General features: G+C 71.6%; 15 protein-coding genes. 9 read left to right on the top strand and 6 right to left on the bottom strand.

Translation table 11 applies throughout. The features are described 5' to 3' along the window. The first annotated feature begins 6 nt into the window (after positions 1-6). Positions 7-1,005, top strand: a complete 999-nt coding sequence (locus tag OG446_RS30105) for a TIGR04222 domain-containing membrane protein (RefSeq protein ID WP_328896950.1) — start codon at positions 7-9, stop codon at positions 1,003-1,005. Between the two features lie 64 nt (positions 1,006-1,069). Next, entirely contained in the window at positions 1,070-1,864 is a 795-nt protein-coding gene (locus OG446_RS30100) for a TIGR04222 domain-containing membrane protein (protein WP_328896949.1), read from the top strand. 171 nt (positions 1,865-2,035) lie between these two features. Here the strand turns inward: OG446_RS30100 and hemQ are convergent, their stop codons facing one another. Continuing rightward, positions 2,036-2,770 carry a hydrogen peroxide-dependent heme synthase gene (gene hemQ / locus OG446_RS30095; protein ID WP_328896948.1) on the bottom strand — a complete coding sequence of 245 codons (735 nt, stop codon included), beginning with the start codon at positions 2,768-2,770 and terminating at the stop codon, positions 2,036-2,038. A gap of 4 nt (positions 2,771-2,774) precedes the next feature. Beyond that, complete coding sequence (gene hemG, locus OG446_RS30090; RefSeq protein WP_328896947.1) at positions 2,775-4,274, bottom strand: protoporphyrinogen oxidase; 1,500 nt, start codon at positions 4,272-4,274, stop codon at positions 2,775-2,777. Positions 4,275-4,401: 127 nt separating this feature from the next. Between hemG and OG446_RS30085 the strand changes: the two genes are divergently transcribed. Then, positions 4,402-5,337, top strand: coding sequence for a DUF4349 domain-containing protein (locus tag OG446_RS30085; protein WP_328896946.1), 936 nt, complete (start codon positions 4,402-4,404; stop codon positions 5,335-5,337). 84 nt (positions 5,338-5,421) lie between these two features. Then, positions 5,422-6,804, top strand: coding sequence for an FAD-dependent oxidoreductase (locus tag OG446_RS30080; RefSeq protein ID WP_328896945.1), 1,383 nt, complete (start codon positions 5,422-5,424; stop codon positions 6,802-6,804). Between the two features lie 54 nt (positions 6,805-6,858). Here OG446_RS30080 and hemE read toward each other — a convergent pair whose 3' ends face one another. Beyond that, positions 6,859-7,932 (bottom strand): uroporphyrinogen decarboxylase, encoded by a 1,074-nt coding sequence (gene hemE, locus OG446_RS30075; RefSeq protein ID WP_328896944.1) that lies wholly within the window; start codon positions 7,930-7,932, stop codon positions 6,859-6,861. 92 nt (positions 7,933-8,024) lie between these two features. Between hemE and OG446_RS30070 the strand changes: the two genes are divergently transcribed. From OG446_RS30070 to OG446_RS30050, 5 genes are all read left to right on the top strand, one after another. Further along, positions 8,025-8,684 carry a DUF3000 domain-containing protein gene (locus OG446_RS30070; protein ID WP_328896943.1) on the top strand — a complete coding sequence of 220 codons (660 nt, stop codon included), beginning with the start codon at positions 8,025-8,027 and terminating at the stop codon, positions 8,682-8,684. A 250-nt stretch (positions 8,685-8,934) separates the two neighbouring features. Next, the gene (locus OG446_RS30065; protein ID WP_093899280.1) at positions 8,935-9,597 is read left to right on the top strand and encodes a helix-turn-helix transcriptional regulator; all 663 of its coding nucleotides are present in this window, start codon (positions 8,935-8,937) and stop codon (positions 9,595-9,597) included. A 125-nt stretch (positions 9,598-9,722) separates the two neighbouring features. After that, entirely contained in the window at positions 9,723-10,997 is a 1,275-nt protein-coding gene (locus OG446_RS30060) for a ribonuclease D (RefSeq protein ID WP_328896942.1), read from the top strand. Positions 10,998-11,239: 242 nt separating this feature from the next. Next, complete coding sequence (locus tag OG446_RS30055) at positions 11,240-12,460, top strand: thiolase family protein (protein WP_328896941.1); 1,221 nt, start codon at positions 11,240-11,242, stop codon at positions 12,458-12,460. Beyond that, on the top strand, positions 12,457-14,586 hold the full coding sequence (locus OG446_RS30050; RefSeq protein ID WP_328896940.1) for a 3-hydroxyacyl-CoA dehydrogenase NAD-binding domain-containing protein: 2,130 nt from the start codon (positions 12,457-12,459) through the stop codon (positions 14,584-14,586). The genes OG446_RS30055 and OG446_RS30050 overlap by 4 nt, the downstream gene beginning before the upstream one ends. Before the next feature lie 461 nt (positions 14,587-15,047). Here the strand turns inward: OG446_RS30050 and galU are convergent, their stop codons facing one another. From galU to OG446_RS30035, 3 genes are all read right to left on the bottom strand, one after another. After that, positions 15,048-15,959: a UTP--glucose-1-phosphate uridylyltransferase GalU gene (gene galU, locus OG446_RS30045; RefSeq protein ID WP_328896939.1), complete on the bottom strand. Its 912-nt coding sequence runs from the start codon at positions 15,957-15,959 to the stop codon at positions 15,048-15,050. Positions 15,960-16,021: 62 nt separating this feature from the next. After that, positions 16,022-18,019, bottom strand: a complete 1,998-nt coding sequence (locus OG446_RS30040) for a glycosyltransferase (protein WP_328896938.1) — start codon at positions 18,017-18,019, stop codon at positions 16,022-16,024. 41 nt (positions 18,020-18,060) lie between these two features. Then, positions 18,061-20,067 (bottom strand): glycosyltransferase, encoded by a 2,007-nt coding sequence (locus OG446_RS30035; protein ID WP_328896937.1) that lies wholly within the window; start codon positions 20,065-20,067, stop codon positions 18,061-18,063.

Here is a 20,067-nt window from a genome sequence, read left to right as displayed (position 1 = left end):
CGGGGCATGAACATCTTCGCCCTGGTCCTGACACTGGCCGTGGTGGTGTCCTCGACGTTGCTGATCGTGGGGGCGGGCCGCGCCCGTCCCCGTACGGACGGCGCCGTCCACGACCTGTCCGAGGTCGCGTTCCTGAACGGCGGGCCCGGCCGCGTGGTGGACACCGCACTCGCCGCGATGCTGGAGGACGGCCGGCTGCTCCTCGGCGGTCCGGGGATCGTCGTGGTCCAGCGGCCGGTCGCCCACGACCCGGTGGAGCGGGCCGTGCTCCATGAGCAGGCCGCCGCTCCGAGCGGCGCCCTGCACACCCTGCGGAACGCGGTGATGCGCCATCCCGCCGTGCAGGAGGTCGGGGACGGCCTGGCCGCGCGCGGTCTGCTGAACGTGCCCGGGGCGAACCGGACGTGGCGTCGCTGGGGCACGACGCAGGCAGTGACCTGCCTGCTCGGCCTGCCGCTCTCCTTCGCGCTGACCATCGCCGAGTTCACCTCGTCCGACAGCCTCGGACAGACGCCGGCGCCGTTCATCGTCAAGGTGCTCCCGGCGCTGCTCGGCGGAGCCGTCGTCGGGCTGGTCGTCGCGGGCGCCGCCCGCGCCCGGATCACCAAGGCGGGCCGCAGAGCAGCGGCGGCGTTCCGGATCGCCTGCGGGCACGGCACGGGCGCGGCTCATCTGGTGGCCACGGCGGGGCCGCGGGCGCTCCGTGACCCGGAGCTGCGGACGCATCTCGTCACGGCGGCCCGGATGCGGCCGGTGGGACCGATGCCCTCGCACCACTCGTCCGACTCCTCGGGGCTGCTGCTCGTGCCGACGGTGTGGTGCGCCGGGTCGAGCCCTGGCGACGGTGGCTGCGGCAGCTCGGCCGGGAACAGCGGCGGAGGCGGGGGCGGCTCCGGGTGCGGGTCCGGGTCCAGTTGCGGTTCGGGGTCCAGTTGCGGTTCCGGATCGAGCTGCGGGAGCAGTTCGGGCTCCAGCTGCGGCTCCAGCTGCGGCAGCAGTTCCTGAGCAGTCGCTGTCCGCATCGTGAAATCCCCTGGCGCTCCCGGCCCGGGCAGCATAGAAATCCGGCATGCTCTGGGTTCTGTTCCTGCTGGTCGCATGGGGTGCGGCGGCCGTCTCCTGTGTCAGGCTCTGCCTCGCCGCCGCCCGCCTGGCTCCGCCGCGAAGCGGGCTGTCGCAGGAGACCCGGCGCGCGGCGGACGGTCCTGAACTCACGCTGTACGAGACCGCGTTCCTGGCCGGCGGCCCGCACCGGGTCGCCGATCTCGCACTCGTCACCATGCACCTGCGCCGCCGGCTGCTGCTCGCGCACACCGGCTGGGCGACGGTCGTCGACCCGGACGGCCGCGACGACGTGGAGCGCACGGTGATCCGTGCCATCGGCCCGCAGGGCCAGTCCCCCATCCCGCCGGTCCGCGCTGCCGCGGCCGCCGCCGACGCCGTGCGCGCCCTCGCCGACCGGCTGGTCGCCGCTGGACTGGCGCTGCCGGGCGGGGCGGGGACGGACCTCGTGTCGGCGGTGCGGGCGGTGCGCGGGGCCACGTTGCTGGTGGCCGCGACGGGCGCCGCGGCCCTGCTCACACCAGGCCGGGAGCAGGGACCGGGCGGCTCGGGGGTACCCGTTCTCGTCTGGTTCGGGCTGCCGCTCGTGCTGACCCTGGGCTGTCTGGCCATCGCCCGGATGGAGGTGCACCCGTACAGCTCCTGGGCCTCCCCCGCCGGACAGCGGCTGCTGGATGTGCGCACGGCCGCCGCGGACGGCCCGGAGGGCGATGTGCTGGTGGCGGTCGCCGTGCGGGGTGTGCGCGCGGTGGCCGACCCGGCGCTGCGGGCCGCGCTCGGCGGCGCACGGAACGTCCGGTAGAAGAACACCTCGGCGGCGCACGGAACGTCCGGTGGAAAAACACCGGTGCGGCGCGCTTGGAAGCGCGCCGCACCGGGAGCCGAACCCGGTGTCGCTGGAACGGCGGCCGGCACAGGGTGCCGGGGGTTCCGCCGTCTGATCTTCCGGGTTGGGGTGGTCGGAACCCGCTCGCTACGCGAGCCCGGCCACCAGGTCTGCGACCGACTTGCGCCGGCCGGTGTAGAAGGGGACCTCTTCGCGGACGTGCATCCGCGCCTCGGAGGCCCGCAGGTGACGCATGAGGTCGACGATGCGGTGCAGCTCGTCGGCCTCGAAGGCCAGCACCCACTCGTAGTCGCCGAGCGAGAAGGAGGCCACGGTGTTGGCGCGCACGTCGGGGAAGCCGCGGGCCATCTTGCCGTGGTCGGCGAGCATGCGGCGGCGGTCCTCGTCCGGCAGCAGGTACCAGTCGTAGGAGCGCACGAAGGGGTACACGCTGATGTAGTCGCGCGGCGTCTCGTCGGCGAGGAACGCCGGGACGTGCGACTTGTTGAACTCGGCGGGGCGGTGCAGCGCCATGTTCGACCAGACCGGGTCGAGGCTCTTGCCGAGGCGGGTGCGGCGGAAGAGGTTGTACGCCTCCTGCAGCGCGTCCGACGTCTCCGCGTGCCACCAGATCATGACGTCGGCGTCGGCGCGCAGGCCGGAGACGTCATAGGTGCCGCGCACGGTGGTGTCCTTGGCCGCGAGCTGGTCGAACAGCTCCTGGACCTCACCGGAGTACGCCGCACGGTCCGTGTCCGCGGGCAGCACGTCGCGCAGCTTGAAGACGGACCACAGCGTGTAGCGGACAACGTCGTTGAGGTCCTTCGCCTTCTTGCCGGCGTTGGGGGCCTTGCTTGATGTCACAGTCTCAGGAGCACTCATACGGCTATTGTCCCGCCTCGCTCCGTGTGCCCTGAACCAGGGTCCCAGTGGCGATGATCTCTCCGTCGTTCTCCCCGCCGCTCCCTCCCGCGACGTCCCCGACGATCTCGTCCGCGGCCCGGTGCGCGCTCGCGATGCAGGCGGGGATGCCAACCCCGTCGTAGACCGCGCCGCAGACGCGCAGCGCGGGCATCTTCGCGACCTCCTCGCGGATCCGGGCAACGCGGCCGAGATGGCCCACGGGGTACTGGGGCAGTCCGCCGATCCACCGGGTGACCTCGGTGGCGACGGGCTTCGCGGCCAGTCCGGTCGCCGCGGCGAGGTCGCTCAGCGACACGTCGACGAGTTCGGCGTCCTCGCGGTGCAGATGGTCCTCCTCGCCGTAGCGGCCCACCGAGGTCCGCAGGACGAACAGGTCCGGTGCCGCGTCGGCGACCCACTGCCACTTGTGGGTGGAGAAGGTGGCGGCCTTGATGGTGCGGCCGTCGACCGGGGGCACGAGAAAGCCGGAGCGGCCGTCGAAGGCCCGGGAGCCCGTCATGTCGGAGCGCCGGAAGGCCATGGTGACCAGGGCCATCGACGCGTACTCGACCCCGGCGAGCTCGGCGGAGGCGGCCGGGGACTCGGCGGCGAGCAGGGTGGAGGCGGACCAGGCGGGGGTGGCGAGGACGATGCCGTCGGCGGTGATCACCCGGGCGTCCGTGCGCACGTCCCAGCCTTCGGCGCTGCGGGTCAGGCCCAGCACGGGGGTCTCGGTGAGGATCTCGCCGCCCCCGGCGCGTACGGCGTCGGCCACCGCGCCCGGCAGGGTGCCCAGGCCGCCGGCGATCCCCTGGAAGACCGGTCCGGTCTGCTGCCGGGCGGCGGCCTGCTCCTGGATCCGGGTGACGCCGTCGAGCAGGGAGCCCGCCTGCCGGGCGACCTCGAAGAGCTGCGGTACGGCGGCGCGCATCGAGATCCGGTAGGCGTCACCCGCGTACACCCCGCCCAGGAGCGGCTCGACCAGCCGGTCCACGACCTCGCGGCCGAGCCGGTCCGCCACGTACGCGCCGACGGCCACGTCGTCACCCACGGCGGTCGGGGTCAGATCGCGTTCCTGGGCGATACGTGCGAGGCCTTCGGGCGACAGCACCTCTCCGAGGACCGACGGGTCGCCCGGTACGCCCATCACATGGCCCTTGGGCATGGGGCGCAGCACGTCGCGCGTCCACAGCGAGGCGGCAGCGGTGGCGGGCGGCTGGAGCCGGTCACCGAGGCCGACGGCGCGGGCCAGGGCGACCGCCTCGGGCCGGCGGGCGAGCATCGACTCGGCGCCGAGGTCGACCTGCACGCCCGCGACCTCACCGGTCATGAGCTTGCCGCCGAGCCGGTCGGTGGCCTCCAGGAGGGTGACCCTCAGACCGGCGCCGAGGAGCCGGTGGGCGGCCGCGAGTCCGGCGATGCCGCCGCCGATGACGACGACGTGGCCGGGGGCCCTGTCCGCACGGTGTGTTGAACGCTGCATGCCCCCACTCTCTCAAACCTCGTCCGAGTCCTGACCGTGACCGCTTCGAAACCGGGATTCAGCAACCCGTTCCACCACCCCGTACGTCGAACCGGAGCCATCGATCACCCGTCCTGGGGGGACAGTTATGCAGGCAGCACCCATCACCCGACACCACAGACGCACAGCCCGCCGCACTCGCATCGCGCTCGCCGCCGGGCTGCTCACCGCAGTCCTGGCACTGAGCGGCTGCGGCGCGGCCAGTGACAGCGGCGACTCCGGCACGGCCGCCGACGAACACGCCCTGTCCGCCGGCCGGAACAAGTCGGACGCCGCCGCCGGGGAGGCGGCCGCGGACAGCAAGGAAGGCGCGGCCGATTCGGGCACGCGGAAGAAGCCGAATCCGGTGACCGCCACGCACGTCATCCGTACCGCCTCCCTGTCCGTGGAGGTGAGGAGCGCGTCCCGGGCGGCGGCAGCCGCGCGTACGGTCGTGCAGAACGCGGGCGGTCTGGTCGCCAACGAGTCGACCGAGCAGGTGGACGACACCCACGACTCCTCGCATCTCGTCCTGCGCGTGCCCCAGGCCGAGTACGACGGTGTGCTGCGGGAGCTCTCCGGGGCGGGGAAGCTCGTCTCCCGCTCGTCGACCGCGAAGGACGTCACCGACCAGGTCGTCGACGTGGAGAGCAGGATCGCCACGCAGCGGGCGAGTGTGACGCGGGTGCGCAAGCTGATGGACCAGGCCGAGAAGCTGGCCGATGTGGTGACCCTGGAAGGCGAACTGAGCAGCCGTCAGGCCTCACTGGAGTCCCTGCTCGCCCAGCAGGCCTCGCTCAAGGACCGTACGACGCTGGCCACGATCACGCTCGACCTGATGGAACCGGAGACCGCGCCCGAGGCCGATGAGGATCCGGGGTTCGTGGACGCGCTCAGCGGCGGCTGGCACGCCTTCGTGACGATGCTGCGGTGGCTGGCCATGGCCGTGGGCGCGGCGGCCCCGTTCCTGGCCGCGGCGGCCGTCCTGCTGGTCGTGTGGCGGGTGCTGCGGCGCAGAGGCGGGAAGACACCGGCCGGCGAATAGCAGACCCCCGGGGGCGCCGCCGCGCCCCCGGGGTTCACGGCGCCGTAGCGTGGGCCTTTCGCAGGGACGTCGAAGGGACCTGGCATGGCGGCGGAACGACTGGTGGTCATCGGCGGTGACGCGGCGGGCATGTCCGCCGCGTCCCAGGCACGGCGGCTCAAGGCCCCCGACGAACTGAGCATCACCGCCTTCGAGCGGGGCCACTTCGCGTCGTACTCCGCCTGCGGCATCCCGTACTGGGTCGGCGGCGACGTCGAGCAGCGGGACGACCTGGTCGCCCGCACCCCCGAGGAGCACCGGGCCCGCGCCATCGACCTGCGGATGCGCACCGAGGTGACGGAGATCGATGTCGCGGGGCAGCGGGTACGCACCCTGGACCGGGACTCGGGCGAGACCTCCTGGACCGGCTTCGACAAGCTGGTGATCGCGACGGGAGCCCGCCCGGTGCGGCCCGCGCTGCCCGGGATGGACGCGGCCGGGGTGCACGGTGTGCAGACCCTGGACGACGGGCAGGCACTGCTGGACACCCTGGACCGGGCGACCGGGCGGCGTGCGGTCGTCGTCGGCGCCGGCTACATCGGCGTCGAGATGGCCGAGGCGATGCTGAAGCGCGGCTTCGAGGTGACGGTGCTCAACCGCGGCGAGCAGCCGATGGCGACGCTCGACCCGGACATGGGGCGTCTCGTCCACGACGCGATGGACGGGCTCGGGATCACGACGGTGAACGGGGCCGCGGTCACCGCGATCCGTACCGGGGCGGACGGCCGGGTCGCCGCCGTCGAGACGGCCGGCGCGTCCTACCCGGCGGACGTGGTGGTGCTCGGCATCGGTGTCGAGCCGGAGACGACACTGGCCCGGGCGGTCGGGCTGCCGGTCGGCCCGCACGGCGGGCTGCTCACCGATCTGTCGATGCGGGTCGTGGGCCACGACAACATCTGGGCGGGCGGCGACTGCGTCGAGGTCCTCGACCTGGTGGCGGGCCGCACCCGCCACATCGCACTGGGCACCCATGCCAACAAGCACGGCCAGATCATCGGGTCCAACGTCGGCGGCGGCTACGGGACGTTCCCGGGCGTGGTCGGCACGGCGGTGAGCAAGGTCTGCGATCTGGAGATCGCCCGCACGGGTCTGCGCGAGAAGGACGCCCGTGCGGTGGGCCTGCGCTTCGTCACGGCGACGATCGAGTCGACGGGCCGGGCGGGCTACTACCCGGGGGCGCGGCCGATGACGGTGAAGATGCTGGCGGAGTACCGCACGGGGCGGCTGCTGGGCGTGCAGATCGTCGGCCGGGACGGGGCGGCGAAGCGGGTCGACGTGGCGGCCGTGGCGCTCACCGCCGGAATGACGGTCGAGCAGATGACGGCGCTCGACCTGGGCTACGCGCCGCCGTTCTCCCCGGTCTGGGACCCGGTCCTGGTGGCCGCCCGCAAGACCGTCACGGTGCTGCGGAAGGCGGGCACCGCCTGAGAGGCTGTCGGGTGACCTGACAGCCTCTGAACGGCGCCCGCCTTCCGGCCGGTGTCAGCGGGCGGTGCTGGTGTGCACGTACTCGACGAGGCGGGTCAGTGCGTCCGCGGACATGTTCGGCATTACACCGTGGCCGAGGTTGAAGATGTGGCCCTCCAGCCCGGCGGCGGCGTCCAGCACCTCCTGGGTCTTGGCCTCCACGACGGAGGTCGGGGCGAACAGGACGGCGGGGTCGAGGTTGCCCTGGAGCGCCTTGCCGGGACCGACGCGGCGCGCGGCCTCGTCCAGCGGGACGCGCCAGTCGACGCCGACGACGTCCGCGCCGGCCTCGCCCATCAGGCCGAGCAGTTCGCCGGTGCCGACACCGAAGTGGATGCGCGGGACGTCGTACGGGGCGACGGCGTCGAAGACCTTCGCGGAGGCGGGCAGCACCGAGCGGCGGTAGTCGGCGGGGGCCAGGGCGCCGACCCAGGAGTCGAAGAGCTGCACGGCGGAGGCGCCGGCGTCGATCTGGACCTTGAGGAAGGCGCCGGTGATCTCGGCGAGGCGGTCGAGCAGGTCGGCCCAGAGCTCCGGGTCGCCGTACATCAGGGCCTTGGTGTGCTCGTGGTTGCGGGACGGGCCGCCCTCCACGAGGTAGCTCGCGAGGGTGAACGGCGCGCCCGCGAAACCGATCAGCGGGGTGGACCCGAGTTCGGCGGTGAGCAGGCCGATGGCCTCGGTGACGTACGGGACGTCCTCGGGCGTGAGGTCGCGCAGCCGGGCGAGGTCGGCGCGGGTGCGGATCGGCTCGGCGATCACCGGTCCGACGCCGGGCTTGATGTCGAGGTCGATGCCGATGGCCTTGAGCGGGACGACGATGTCGCTGTAGTAGACCGCGGCGTCGACCTTGTGGCGGCGGACGGGCTGCATCGTGATCTCGGCGACGAGCTCCGGCATCGTGCAGGACTGGAGCATCGGGATGCCTTCGCGCACCTTCAGGTACTCCGGCAGCGAGCGCCCCGCCTGGCGCATGAACCAGACCGGCGTGTGCGGCACGGGCTCGCGGCGGCACGCCTTCAGGAACACCGAGTCCTGGGTGGCGGAGGTCTTCGTCTGGTGGCCCGAGGGGCGGTCAATGGCACTCACGCACCGAATCTTCGCATGCGCGCGGAATGAGCCCTGCCCCGCACGGGTGTCCTTCCGCGCGTGAGGCTCCGGTTCCGCCTACTCTTCCCCGCATGGCTCCGGCGCAGGGACACTTCTCCGATCAATCCGATGGTGCTGACGGCACGGACAGTGCGGAGGGTGGTTCCGTCCCGCCCGCGTTCCGTTCGGCGGTGGACGCGCTGCGCTCGGCGCGGCTCCGGACCGAGCTGGAGGTGGAGCCGACGCGGCCACCGAAGCGCCTGGCCCCGTACGCGTACGCCCTGGAGGCGGCGGTCGTCGACGGCGATGACGATCTTGCCGACGGGCGGCTCGTCCTGCTCCACGACCCGGCCGGGCACGAGGCCTGGCAGGGCAATTTCCGGCTGGTGACGCTGGTGCGCGCCGAACTGGAGCCGGAGATGGCCTCCGACCCGCTGCTGCCGGAGGTGTGCTGGTCATGGCTGACCGGTGCGCTGGAGGCGCGCGGCCTGTCGTACGGGGAGGCGGGCGGCACGGTCACCCGGGCGAGTTCGCACTCCTTCGGTGAGCTGGCGACCAGGCGCCCGGCGACGCAGATCGAGATCCGGGCGTCGTGGACCCCGCGCGAGGGCCGCGGCGGTGTGCCGGACACGGCGGCGCATCTGATGGCGTGGGGCGACCTGCTGTGCCAGATCGCCGGTCTGCCGCCTTCGGAGCCGGTGGACGCGGCGGTGGTGACGCTGCCGCAGCGGCGCGGACCCCAGGTGTCGTAGGCCGCTTCCCCGCGCGTGCCACCGGCCGCCAGGTTCCGTGACGCTGCGTCACACCACCTCGTACAGCCACCGGCTCTCTTTTCGTACAATCGATCGCGCGTCCTATTTGCCCGAATTGTTACTCACCAAATCGTGATCTTCCCCTAAAGGAGCAGGGGTCTGCTGCCGAAGGAGTCAATGACCCTTCAAGCACGGTTCGCCCCGGCTTCATCCCCGAGCCGGCCCGTCCCGCCACTCCCCAGGAGGCCTGGTGTCCGTTCTCCTCGAGCAGCCCGCAAGCCTGGTCGCCTACCGCCCGAACAAGCCGACGGCCATGGTCGTCGTGGCCGACCCGCGCGTCCGTTCCACCGTCACCCGCCATCTGTGGGCACTCGGAGTACGTGACGTCATCGAGGCGTCGTCCATCGCGGAGGCCCGCCCCCGCGTCGGCAACCCGCGCGACATCTGCGTAGCCGACGTCCACCTGCCCGACGGTTCCGGGCTGACCCTGCTGTCCGAAACCCGAGCCGCCGGCTGGCCGAACGGCCTCGCCCTCTCCGCCGCCGATGACATCGGCGCGGTGCGCAACGCCCTCGCGGGCGGCGTGAAGGGCTACGTCGTCACCGGCACCCGTACCAACATCGGCCATCCCACCCGTCCCGGCGTCGCACCCATCGGCGCCACCGCCGCCCGTATGCACCGCCGGCCCCCCGGCACCCCGAGCCACCCGGGCGGCTACCGCGAACTGTCCGGCCGCGAGGTGGAGGTCCTGCGGCTCGTCGCCGAAGGGCAGTCCAACAAGGCCATCGGCGTCTCCATGGGGCTGTCCGCCCTCACCGTCAAGAGCCACCTCGCCCGAATCGCCCGCAAGCTCGGCACCGGAGACCGCGCAGGCATGGTCGCCGTCGCCCTGCGGACGGGCATCATCCACTGAATCCCGACGAATCGACACCCCCGCCGGTGTGCAGAGATGCGGATCCGGCTGGATTACATGCATCGGCGCCCGCCGGCGGATCATTCCGTCGACGGGCGCCGCGCATACACAGATACCCTTTACACGTGACCGACGCCCAAGAGACCGCAGCAGACACTTCACTGCGAACCACCGGGGGCGCCCCCCCGGACGACGTCGCCCCGGCGCCGATCCCCTTGCTCGAACCTCGCGAGGGCATTCCACCGGTGGTGGCCTCCGACGATGCCCTGGCCGGGGTGATCGCCGCCTTCGCCGCGGGCTCGGGCCCGGTGGCCGTGGACGCCGAGCGCGCCTCCGGCTATCGGTACGGACAGCGCGCCTATCTCGTACAGCTGCGCCGCGAGGGCGCGGGCAGCGCGCTCGTCGACCCGGTGGGCTGCCCGGACCTGTCCGGGCTCGGCGAGGCACTGCGCGGCACCGAGTGGATCCTGCACGCGGCGACGCAGGACCTGCCCTGCCTGCGCGAGATAGGGATGACGCCGACCGGGCTCTTCGACACCGAGCTGGCCGGGCGGCTCGCCGGATTCCCGCGGGTCGGCCTCGGCGCGATGGTCGAGAGCGTGCTCGGCTACTCCCTGGAGAAGGGTCACTCGGCCGTCGACTGGTCGACCCGCCCGCTGCCCGACCCCTGGCTGCGCTACGCGGCACTCGACGTCGAGCTGCTGATCGACCTCCGCAACGCCCTGGAGGAGGAGCTCGACCGGCAGGGCAAACTGGACTGGGCGCAGGAGGAGTTCTCCTCCATCGCCGCAGCCCCGCCCGCTCCCCCGCGCCAGGACCCGTGGCGCCGCACGTCCGGCATGCACAAAGTCCGCAGGCGCCGGCAGATGGCAGTGGTCAGGGAGCTGTGGACCATGCGCGACCAGATCGCCCAGCGCCGCGACATCTCGCCCGGCAAGGTGCTCGGGGACGCCGCGATCGTGGAGGCCGCCCTCGCGCTCCCCGCCAACACCCACGCGCTGACCGCACTGCCCGGCTTCGGCCACCGCATGGGCCGGCGCCAGCTGGAGCAGTGGCAGGCCGCAGTGGACCGGGCCAAGGAACTGCCCGAGACGGAGCTCCCGCAGCCCGGCCAGCCGCTGGCCGGACCGCCGCCTCCCCGCGCCTGGGCGGACAAGGACCCGGCCGCCGCGGCCCGGCTGTCGGCCGCCCGCACGGCCGTGTCCGAGCTCGCGGAGCGGCTGAACATGCCGCAGGAGAACCTCATCACCCCCGACACCGTGCGCCGGGTTTGCTGGGAACCGCCGAAGAGGCTGACCCCGGAAACGGTCGAGAGTGCGCTCTCCGGATACGGGGCGCGGCACTGGCAGATCGAACAGGTGTCCCCGATTCTGCTGCGCGCGCTCGCTTCGGAGGCCTGAGAAGGCATGTGACAGGGTCGTATTCACGCCAGGTTCACGCGGCCCGCAGCCACTCGCCTCGTTCTTTCATGGCCCGGACGGCCCCCTTTCGGGGCCGTCCGGGCCATTTCGCGCATGTGACCTTCGCCGCTCCCGCCACAAGGGGTGGGCAGTCTGGTTACCCGCAAGTAGCATGAGGGTGGCGGCGCGCTCATGGGCGTGCCCCGCAGCAGTGCCATCCCGCACCCTGGAGGAGAGCCACCGTGCCTCGTACCATCCGGGACGTCGTCTTCGTCGACGGCGTCCGCACCCCGTTCGGCAAAGCGGGCCCGAAGGGCATCTACCACGAGACCCGCGCCGACGATCTCGTCGTGAAGGCCATCCGGGAGCTGCTGCGCCGCAACCCGGACCTGGACCCCGCATTGATCGACGAGGTCGCCATCGCCGCGACCACCCAGATCGGCGACCAGGGCCTCACGCTCGGCCGCACCGCCGGCATCCTGGCCGGGCTGCCGCAGTCCGTCCCCGGTTACTCCATCGACCGCATGTGTGCGGGCGCCCTGACCGCCGTCACCTCGACGGCCGGCTCCATCGCCTTCGGCGCGTACGACGTCGTCGTCGCCGGTGGCGTCGAGCACATGGGCCGCCACCCCATGGGTGAGGGCGTGGACCCGAACCCGCGCTTCGTATCGGAGAAGCTGGTCGACGAGTCCGCCCTGTTCATGGGCATGACCGCGGAGAACCTGCACGACCGGTACCCCACGATCACCAAGCAGCGCGCCGACGCGTACGCGGTGCGTTCGCAGGAGAAGGCCGCCAAGGCGTACGCCAACGGCAAGATCCAGCAGGACCTGGTGCCGGTCTCCGTGCGCCGCACCAACCCGGAGGCCGGTGAGACGGGCTGGGGCCTGGTCACCGCCGACGAGCCGATGCGTCCGGGCACCACGATGGAGTCCCTGGCCGGTCTGAAGACCCCGTTCCGCGCCCACGGCCGCGTGACGGCCGGTAACGCCGCTGGTCTCAACGACGGCGCCACCGCCTCGCTGCTCGCCGCCGAGGACGTCGCCCGCGAGCTGGGCCTCCCGGTCAGGATGCGCCTCGTCTCCTACGCCTTCGCGGGCGTCGAGCCGGAGGTCATGGGCTACGGCCCGATCCCGGCCACCGAGAAGGCCCTGTCGAAGGCCGGCCTGTCCATCTCGGACATCGGTCTGTTCGAGATCAACGAGGCGTTCGCCGTGCAGGTGCTCGCCTTCCTGGAGCACTACGGCATCGCCGACGACGACGCCCGCGTCAACCAGTTCGGCGGCGCGATCGCGTACGGCCACCCGCTGGCCTCCTCCGGTGTACGGCTGATGACCCAGCTGGCCCGCCAGTTCGAGGAGCAGCCGGAGGTCCGCTACGGCCTGACGACGATGTGCGTCGGCTTCGGCATGGGCGCCACGGTCATCTGGGAGAACCCGAATTTCGACGGAGGCAACAAGTGAGCTCCACCACTGAGCTTCTGAAGGGCGCGGCCGAGCTGTTCCCCGGCGAGGTCGTCACCCAGGCGCACGTCCGCCACCTGGACCTTCCGGCCGGTGCGGGCAACTTCGCCCTCATCACGCTGGACAACGGCCTGGACCACACCAAGCCGACCACCTTCGGACCGCAGTCGCTGGCGAACCTGAACGCCGCGATCGACCAGGTCGAGAAGGAGGCCGCCGAGGGTGCGATCACCGGGATCGGGATCACCGGCAAGCCGTTCATCTTCGCGGTCGGCGCCGACCTCAAGGGCGTCGAGCTGCTGAAGGAGCACAAGGACGCGCTCGCCATCGGCAAGGGCGGCCACGACGTCTTCCGCCGGCTGTCCGGCCTCGCGGTCCCGACGTTCGCGTACTACAACGGCGCGGCGATGGGCGGCGGTGTCGAGGTCGGTCTGCACTGCTCGTACCGCACCGTCTCCAAGGCGCTGCCCGCGTTCTCGCTGCCCGAGGTCTTCCTCGGTCTGGTCCCCGGCTGGGGCGGCTGCGCACTGCTGCCGAACCTGATCGGCGCCGACCGCGCGGTCTCCGTCATCATCGAGAACTCGCTGAACCAGAACCGTCAGCTCAAGGGCAAGCAGGTCTTCGAGCTCGGGATCGCCGACGCCCTCTTCGAGGGTGCGGACTTCCTGGAGCAGTCGCTGATCTGGACCGCGAACGTGCTCAACGGCACAGTCACGGTGGAGCGCCCCGAGGTCGACCGCGGTGACGCCTGGGACCAGGCCGTCGCCCGCGGCAAGGCCATCGCCGACTCCAAGGTGCACGGCGCCGCCCCGGCCGCGTACCGCGCGCTGGAGATCATCGCGGCGGCCAAGGACGGCGACCTGGGCGCCGGCTTCGACCGCGAGGACCAGGCCCTGGCGGACCTGATCATGGGCGGCGAGCTGCGCTCCGGGATCTACTCCTTCAACCTGGTCCAGAAGCGCGCCAAGCGCCCGGCCGGTGCCCCGGACAAGGCCCTGGCCCGTCCGGTCACCAAGGTCGGCGTGGTGGGCGCGGGCCTGATGGCCAGCCAGCTCGCCCTGCTGTTCCTGCGCCGCCTCGAAGTGCCGGTCGTGCTGACCGACATCGACCAGGCACGCGTCGACAAGGGCGTGGGCTACGTCCACGCCGAGATCGAGAAGCTGCTCGGCAAGGGCCGCATCAACCAGGACAAGGCCAACCGCCTGAAGGCCCTGGTCTCCGGTGTGCTGGACAAGGCGGAGGGCTTCTCCGACGCCGACTTCATCATCGAGGCCGTCTTCGAGGAGATCGGTGTCAAGCAGCAGGTGTTCGCGGAGGTCGAGGCGGTCGCCCCGGCGCACGCGATCCTCGCCACCAACACCTCGTCCCTCTCGGTCACCGAGATGGCGTCGAAGCTGAAGAACCCCGAGCGGGTCGTCGGCTTCCACTTCTTCAACCCGGTCGCGATCCTCCCGCTGCTGGAGATCGTCCGCGGCGAGCAGACCGACGACGCCTCGCTGGCCACGGCCTTCGGTGTCGCGCGGAAGCTGAAGAAGACCGCGGTGCTGGTGAAGGACGCCCCGGCGTTCGTCGTCAACCGCATCCTGACCCGCTTCATGGGCGAGATCCAGAACATCATCGACGAGGGCACCCCGGTCGCCGTCGCCGAGAAGGCCGTCGAACCCCTCGGCCTGCCGATGTCCCCGCTGGTCCTCCTGGAGCTGGTCGGCCCGGCCATCGGCCTGCACGTCTCCGAGACCCTGAACCGCGCCTTCCCGGAGCGCTTCACCGTCTCCGAGAACCTGGCGGCCGTGGTGAAGGCCGGCAAGCGCGGCTTCTACGTCTACGACTCCGGCAAGCCGGAGCTGGACCCGGAGGTCGCCGCGCTCCTGAAGCAGGGCGACACCGTCCTGTCCGAGGAGCAGGCCCGTGACCGCGTCCTGGACGCGGTGGCGCAGGAGATCGGCCTGATGCTGGACGAGGGCGTCGTCGCCGAGGCCCAGGACATCGACCTCTGCCTGATCACCGGCGCGGGCTGGCCCTTCCACCTGGGCGGCATCACTCCGTACCTGGACCGCGAGGGCGTCTCGGAGCGGGTGAACGGGAAGAAGTTCCTGGCACCGGGCGTGGCTAGCGTTCCCGCGTAGCACTCGTTGTCGCGCAGCCGGGCCGTACGGAAGTCGCTTCCGTACGGCCCGTGCGCGTATCCGGTGACCGGGCATCGCGCCCTGACCTGCGCGGCAAGCCCGTAGGCTGCCTCCACCGAAGACTTCAACAGCCTCCGCCGGACGACCCGAACAACACCGATGCCTGGGTGTGGCCTGCCGGCCTCTATTCCTCCGGACCCGGCACACGGGCTATCAGGAGTGCTACCAGACGGGAACGGTACGAGCGGGGCGGCCGACGCACGGATTCGGCGGGAAGATCGACTACCTCTTCAGCAGCGAGACCAGGCTCTGGTGCGTGGTGGCCGACTCTGCGTACTCGGACCACCACGTGATGATCGAGAGCGTCAGCGTCGCCTGAGGGACTTGTGGGCGCCGTGCCGTCCCGTCTCGCAGCCGGGCGGTACGGGATCCTTCCCGTACGGCCCGGGTCAGCGGGCCCGTCAGGAAGCGTCTTCCCGGACGAACTCCTTCAGCCAGCTCCGGAAGTCCGGGCCGAGGTCCTCACGTTCGCAGGCCAGCCGGACGACCGCGCGCAGGTAGTCGCCGCGGTCGCCGGTGTCGTAGCGGCGGCCACCGAAGACCACCGCGTGGACAGGACCGCCGAGGGCCGGGTCGAGGGCCAACTGACGGAGGGCGTCGGTGAGCTGGATCTCGCCGCCGCGACCCGGCGGGGTCTTGCGCAGAATCTCGAAGATCTGCGGGGCGAGGACGTACCGCCCGATCACGGCGAGTTTGCTGGGCGCGGTGCCGGGTTCCGGCTTCTCCACGAGGTCGGTGACGGCCAGTACGTCGCCCGCCTCGTTGTCCAAGGGGGCCACGGCCGCACATCCGTACAGGTGTGTCCGGTCCTCCTCGACCTCCATCAGCGCCACGACGCTGCCGCCGTACTGCTCTTGGACCTCCAGCATTCTGGCCAGCAGCGGATCGCGCTCGTCGATGAGGTCGTCGCCGAGCAACACCGCGAACGGAGCGTCACCGACGTGCGGTTCGGCGCAGAGGACGGCGTGGCCCAGCCCGAGCGGGTTGCCCTGCCGCACGTAGTGGACGTCGGCCAGTTCGCTCGACTCGCGGACCTGGCGCAGCTTGCCGGAGTCCCCCTTCAGCTCCAGCAGGTGCTCCAGTTCGTAGGCACGGTCGAAGTGGTCCTCCAGGGCTCGCTTGTTGCGGCCGGTGACCATGAGCACGTCATCGAGTCCGCTGCGTACGGCCTCCGCCACCACGTACTCGATGGCGGGCCGGTCCACGACCGGGAGCATCTCCTTGGGAGTCGCCTTGGTCGCGGGGAGGAATCGGGTGCCAAGACCCGCGGCCGGGATGACGGCCTTGCGGGTGCGGCGGTGGTGCGTAGGCATGAACGTGCGCTCCAGCGGGTTACTGATATGACGATGCGACAGAGCAGGGTTCGGGGGCGGTGTCAGCCCTTGTCCGGGCTGACCGTGAAGGACAACTCGTTGCCGGGCGTGAAGAAGACCCTTCCGCGGGCCGGGCCCTTCGTCGGGTGATGCCAACGCTGAGTGGGATAGACATCGATCCGCTTGCGCTCCAAGAGGTCGTCGAAGAAGCGCGCGAGGCGGATACGCGGTTGCCCGGGTTCACGCTCCAGCCACAGGTCCCAGTCGTCATGACCGCCCGAAGAGGCGGCCACGACCCCGGCGAATGGCAGATGCGCCTCGAACGCACCGTCGTGGCCCACGGAAACCTGGCCTGCCACAGTGGACGCGGCTCCTCCCTTACGGGGCACGGCGCCCAGCCGCAGCCCGGAGATGTCGGTGGCCGGCGGAACGATCAGCGCGCCGCGCATGAGCCAGCCGTCCTGTCCCACCAGCACGGCATGCACCTCGGCATGTTCCACGCGATGGCGCACGAAGACGGACAGGTGGCCGTCCGCGGTGCGGTAGGGAACGGGCCAGTACGCAGGGCCTCCCGCAGGTATCCGGCGGACCAGCAGGCCACCGGTGTGGACGCCGTCCACGGCGAGCGGTGTGCGACGGCCGTCCGGCAGCTCCAGGTCGATGTCGTAGCGGCCCTCGGCGAGGACGGGCGGTTCGGCGGGGACCGCGTACACCGCCCGCAATACGCCCGTCGCCTCGTCCACAGCCGTGCCGAGTGCTGCCAGCCTGATCAGCGTCTCGCCCCTGCGCGGGGTGACGCACAGAGCGGGAGGCTCCGCGCCGGGCTGCAGCGCGGCGCGGACCTCGATCGCACCGTCGCCTCGGACCAGCACCTCCGCCGGAACTCCGGAGGGGACGACCGACGGGGTGGGGTCGGCGGTCTCCTTCGGTACCGAGGCCACGACATCCCGCAGGAACGCGTCGTAGCGGAAGGCGATGCGCTCGGCGCTGAAGAGCGGGGCTGTGGCGTAGGCGCCCTGCGACAGCTTCTCCCGCTCGGCCGGCTGCTCGATGAGGTAGCGCATCGCCTGGGCCAGGGCGTCCTCGTCACCGATCGGGACGAGGATGCCGTTGCTGCCGGGGACGACGATCTCACCGGGGCCGAAGGGAGCGTCGGCGGCGAGAACAGGAAGCCCGTGGTGCATGGCCTCCACCAGGGTCAGGCCGAAGGACTCCCGGCGGGCCGCGCTCACCGAGAACGCGGCCTTGTCCCACTCCGCCGTGAGGTCGGGCAGCGCGCCCATGAGGCGGACGGCGTCGCTGAGCCCGTGCGCGTGCACGAGGTCCTGCAACCGTGCCTGCTCGGGCCCGCGGCCGTAGATGCGCAGCCGCCACTGCGGGTGGTGCGGTGCCACCTGGGCGAACGCGTTGATCAGCGTGTCGAACCCCTTGAGCGGCACGAGCCGCCCCGCGGCGGCGATCAACGGCAGTCCGCGCACCGGGACATGCCGTGCCGGCGGCGGCACGATGTTGCCGATACCCGCGAGCAGGGGCGCCCGGTCGCCCAGCTGTCGCTGGTAGTTGTTCATGTCGGCCTGGGTGAGGCAGACGACGCCGTCCATCTCGCGGTACAGCTCCAGAGTGCGCTCGCGCAGCGCCTGGGAGGGCACCATCGAGCTCTCGTGGTCGATGACCACGCGCCCGTAGCCGTGCCGTCCATGGGCGATGAAGTACGCGGCGAACCCGGGCCGGGCAGCGATGACGACGTCGGCACCGCTCCTGCCGAGGTGACCGAGGATCAGGTCATCGACTTCCGGGGTGTACTGGTCGGACCAACTGTCCTCCCGCGGCATGATCCGGGGCGGCTTGCCGCCAGGGATCTTCACCTGGCCCTCGCGCCGGTCGGCCAGGTAGCGCAGGGTCACGCTGCTGGAGGGTCTGAAGGACGGCTGGTCCGCCGTACGGAAGACCGAGACGATCTCCACGTCGTGGTGGACCGCCAGCGCTGAGGCCAGGCTGCTGGTCGCCCGCGGCACTCCGCCGAAATTGTCGATGCTGTGGAGCAGGAAGGAGATCCGCACAAGTGTCCTTCGGGATTCTCGGGGTCCGTGAAAGGCCGCGGTCAGTGATGCTCGGTCACTACGAGCGAGAGTTCGTTGTCCGCCGTAAAGTAAGGGCGGAGTCCGACGACGGCACGGCCGACATCGGGACCGAACAGGTCCGTCGGTTCCTCCTGCACCAGCTCGGGAAAACGCTGCACATCACGTCTCACCACCTGGTCGTCGGCGATGCGTGCCACTCTGACCGGCTCGCTGCCGCTGCTGTCCGTCAGCAGCACGTCCCAGTTCTCGCGCATGAGCAGCCGGGCCCGCATAGCCTCATCCATCTTCAGTTCCGCACCGAACCAGCCGCCTTCGAACCGCACCCGGCCGGCCGCCAGCGTGCGTGAAGGTTCCTGGCGCCGCCGAAGCAGCAACAAGAGGTCTCCGCCGAGCTGCCAGTCCCCCTGCAGCCAGCCTGTCAGCCACAGGCTCGTGTCGCCGTAGTCGATGGTCACCAGTTCGGCGTGGTTCTGCCGGGACCAGATGCGCAGGCGCAGATAGCCGCCTTCGCTCGCGTACGGCAGCACCCAGTGGAAGTGGTCCAGGTCGCTCAGGTGTCCGACGTCACGTGCCCCGCCCAGCGTGCAGAGCCCGTAGCGCAGGCGGCTCTCCTTGCCCCTGCCGTCCACCGTGTAGAGATCGGCGCGGCCTTCGCCCAGCACGGCCAGCGCGCGGGCGTCGATCCGGGCGCGTGACCCGCCGCTCGCGACGGCGAAGTCGACCACTTCCTTGCGGCCCTTGCCCTGTCCCTTGACTCGCACGGTGCGGGCGCCGGACACTCCTCGCAAGGTGATCTCCCAGGCGCCGTCCGCCAGCACCTGGCAGTCAGCGGTGGGGAGAGTGCGTTCCTCGGCGGGCGCGCCGCCGCCCTTCCGCCGCCCCTTGCTCCAACGGCCGCGTACCCCGGCCTTGACCGTCCGGAACAGTTCCTCGTACGCGTCGCCGACCTGCTCCATGCCAGCGGGCTGCGCGGTCCGCAGGGCCTGGGCCCGATGCTCGGAGCGCAGTCGCTCGTCCGCCATGTAGTGCTCCAGGGCGCGGGCCGTGGCATCGACGTCACCGACCGGCACCAGCAGCCCGCACCGGCCCTCGGCCAGCACTTCCGGAGCTCCGAAGGGCGCGTCCGTGGCGACCACGGGCGTGGCCTGGGCGAGCGCCTCCACCACCGGGCGGGCGCTGTCCATGCGCTCCGCGGTCAGTAGAGCGATGTCGGCGTCGTAGAAGTCCTCTTCGCCGGCTTCCCGGTCGAACAGCAGCACATGGTCATGGAGTCCCAGTGCCATGACCAGTTCTCGGATCTCACGACGTAGCGGACCGGTCCCGACCACCCTCATTTGCCAGCCCGGTTGTGCCTCACGGGTCCGCGCGAAGGCGTGCAGCGCCAGCTCGACGCGCCGGTGCGAGACCAGCCGGCCGGCGCTGATCACCACACCCGTCGTCGGCTTGTCCGGGCTCTCGGCGAGCTGCACAGGCTCGGCGATGTGGCGTACCTCGACGCCGGCGGTGTGCAGTGCCCGGTACTCGGGGGCGGCGGCGTCGCCCTGTGTGAGCGGGATGACCGCGTCCAGTTCGCGGTAGAGCTCCGTCCAGCGGGCGCGCACCGATTCCGGGAGCCGCTCGACAGGAACCGGCTGGCGGGCGATGCGCCGCGCGTGGGGTACGCGGCACTGAGCCAGGGCGGCACCGAGCGCGGAGCTGAGGGCGATCACCACGTCGGCTTCGCTCGCGGACAGGTGCTTGCGGAGCCTTCCGTCGTCGGCGCGGTTGTAACGCCGGAACTCGGGGTCGCCGGCGATGACGAGCTGGGAGGTCTCGTCGTCGTCCCGGTCGCCGGCAGCGACCGAGGGCGCCAGAGCCAGGACGTCGATGTTCGCCGGCAGCCTCAGTGCCGGATTCGGTGCGGCGGCGCCGCGCACGGTGACGACGGTGACACGGTGCCTGGCGACGAGGGACTGGGCGAGCCGGGCGGCCGCCCGCGCGCCAAGGGAATCGGTGGCCAGGGTGTGGACCAGGATCTCGATGTTCAC

It is taken from the genome of Streptomyces sp. NBC_00236 (assembly GCF_036195045.1).
Lineage (GTDB): Bacteria > Actinomycetota > Actinomycetes > Streptomycetales > Streptomycetaceae > Streptomyces.
The sequence above is the reverse complement of the archived record's forward strand: the minus strand, read 5'-3'. Positions and strand labels throughout refer to the sequence as shown.

Excerpts from the sequence above, each read along its gene's own strand:
- OG446_RS30105 (WP_328896950.1), top strand. The coding sequence starts at position 7 with ATGAACATCTTCGCCCTGGTCCTGACACTGGCCGTGGTGGTGTCCTCG.
- OG446_RS30100 (WP_328896949.1), top strand. The coding sequence starts at position 1,070 with ATGCTCTGGGTTCTGTTCCTGCTGGTCGCATGGGGTGCGGCGGCCGTC.
- hemQ (WP_328896948.1), bottom strand. The coding sequence starts at position 2,770 with ATGAGTGCTCCTGAGACTGTGACATCAAGCAAGGCCCCCAACGCCGGC.
- hemG (WP_328896947.1), bottom strand. The coding sequence starts at position 4,274 with ATGCAGCGTTCAACACACCGTGCGGACAGGGCCCCCGGCCACGTCGTC.
- OG446_RS30085 (WP_328896946.1), top strand. The coding sequence starts at position 4,402 with ATGCAGGCAGCACCCATCACCCGACACCACAGACGCACAGCCCGCCGC.
- OG446_RS30080 (WP_328896945.1), top strand. The coding sequence starts at position 5,422 with ATGGCGGCGGAACGACTGGTGGTCATCGGCGGTGACGCGGCGGGCATG.
- OG446_RS30070 (WP_328896943.1), top strand. The coding sequence starts at position 8,025 with ATGGCTCCGGCGCAGGGACACTTCTCCGATCAATCCGATGGTGCTGAC.
- galU (WP_328896939.1), bottom strand. The coding sequence starts at position 15,959 with ATGCCTACGCACCACCGCCGCACCCGCAAGGCCGTCATCCCGGCCGCG.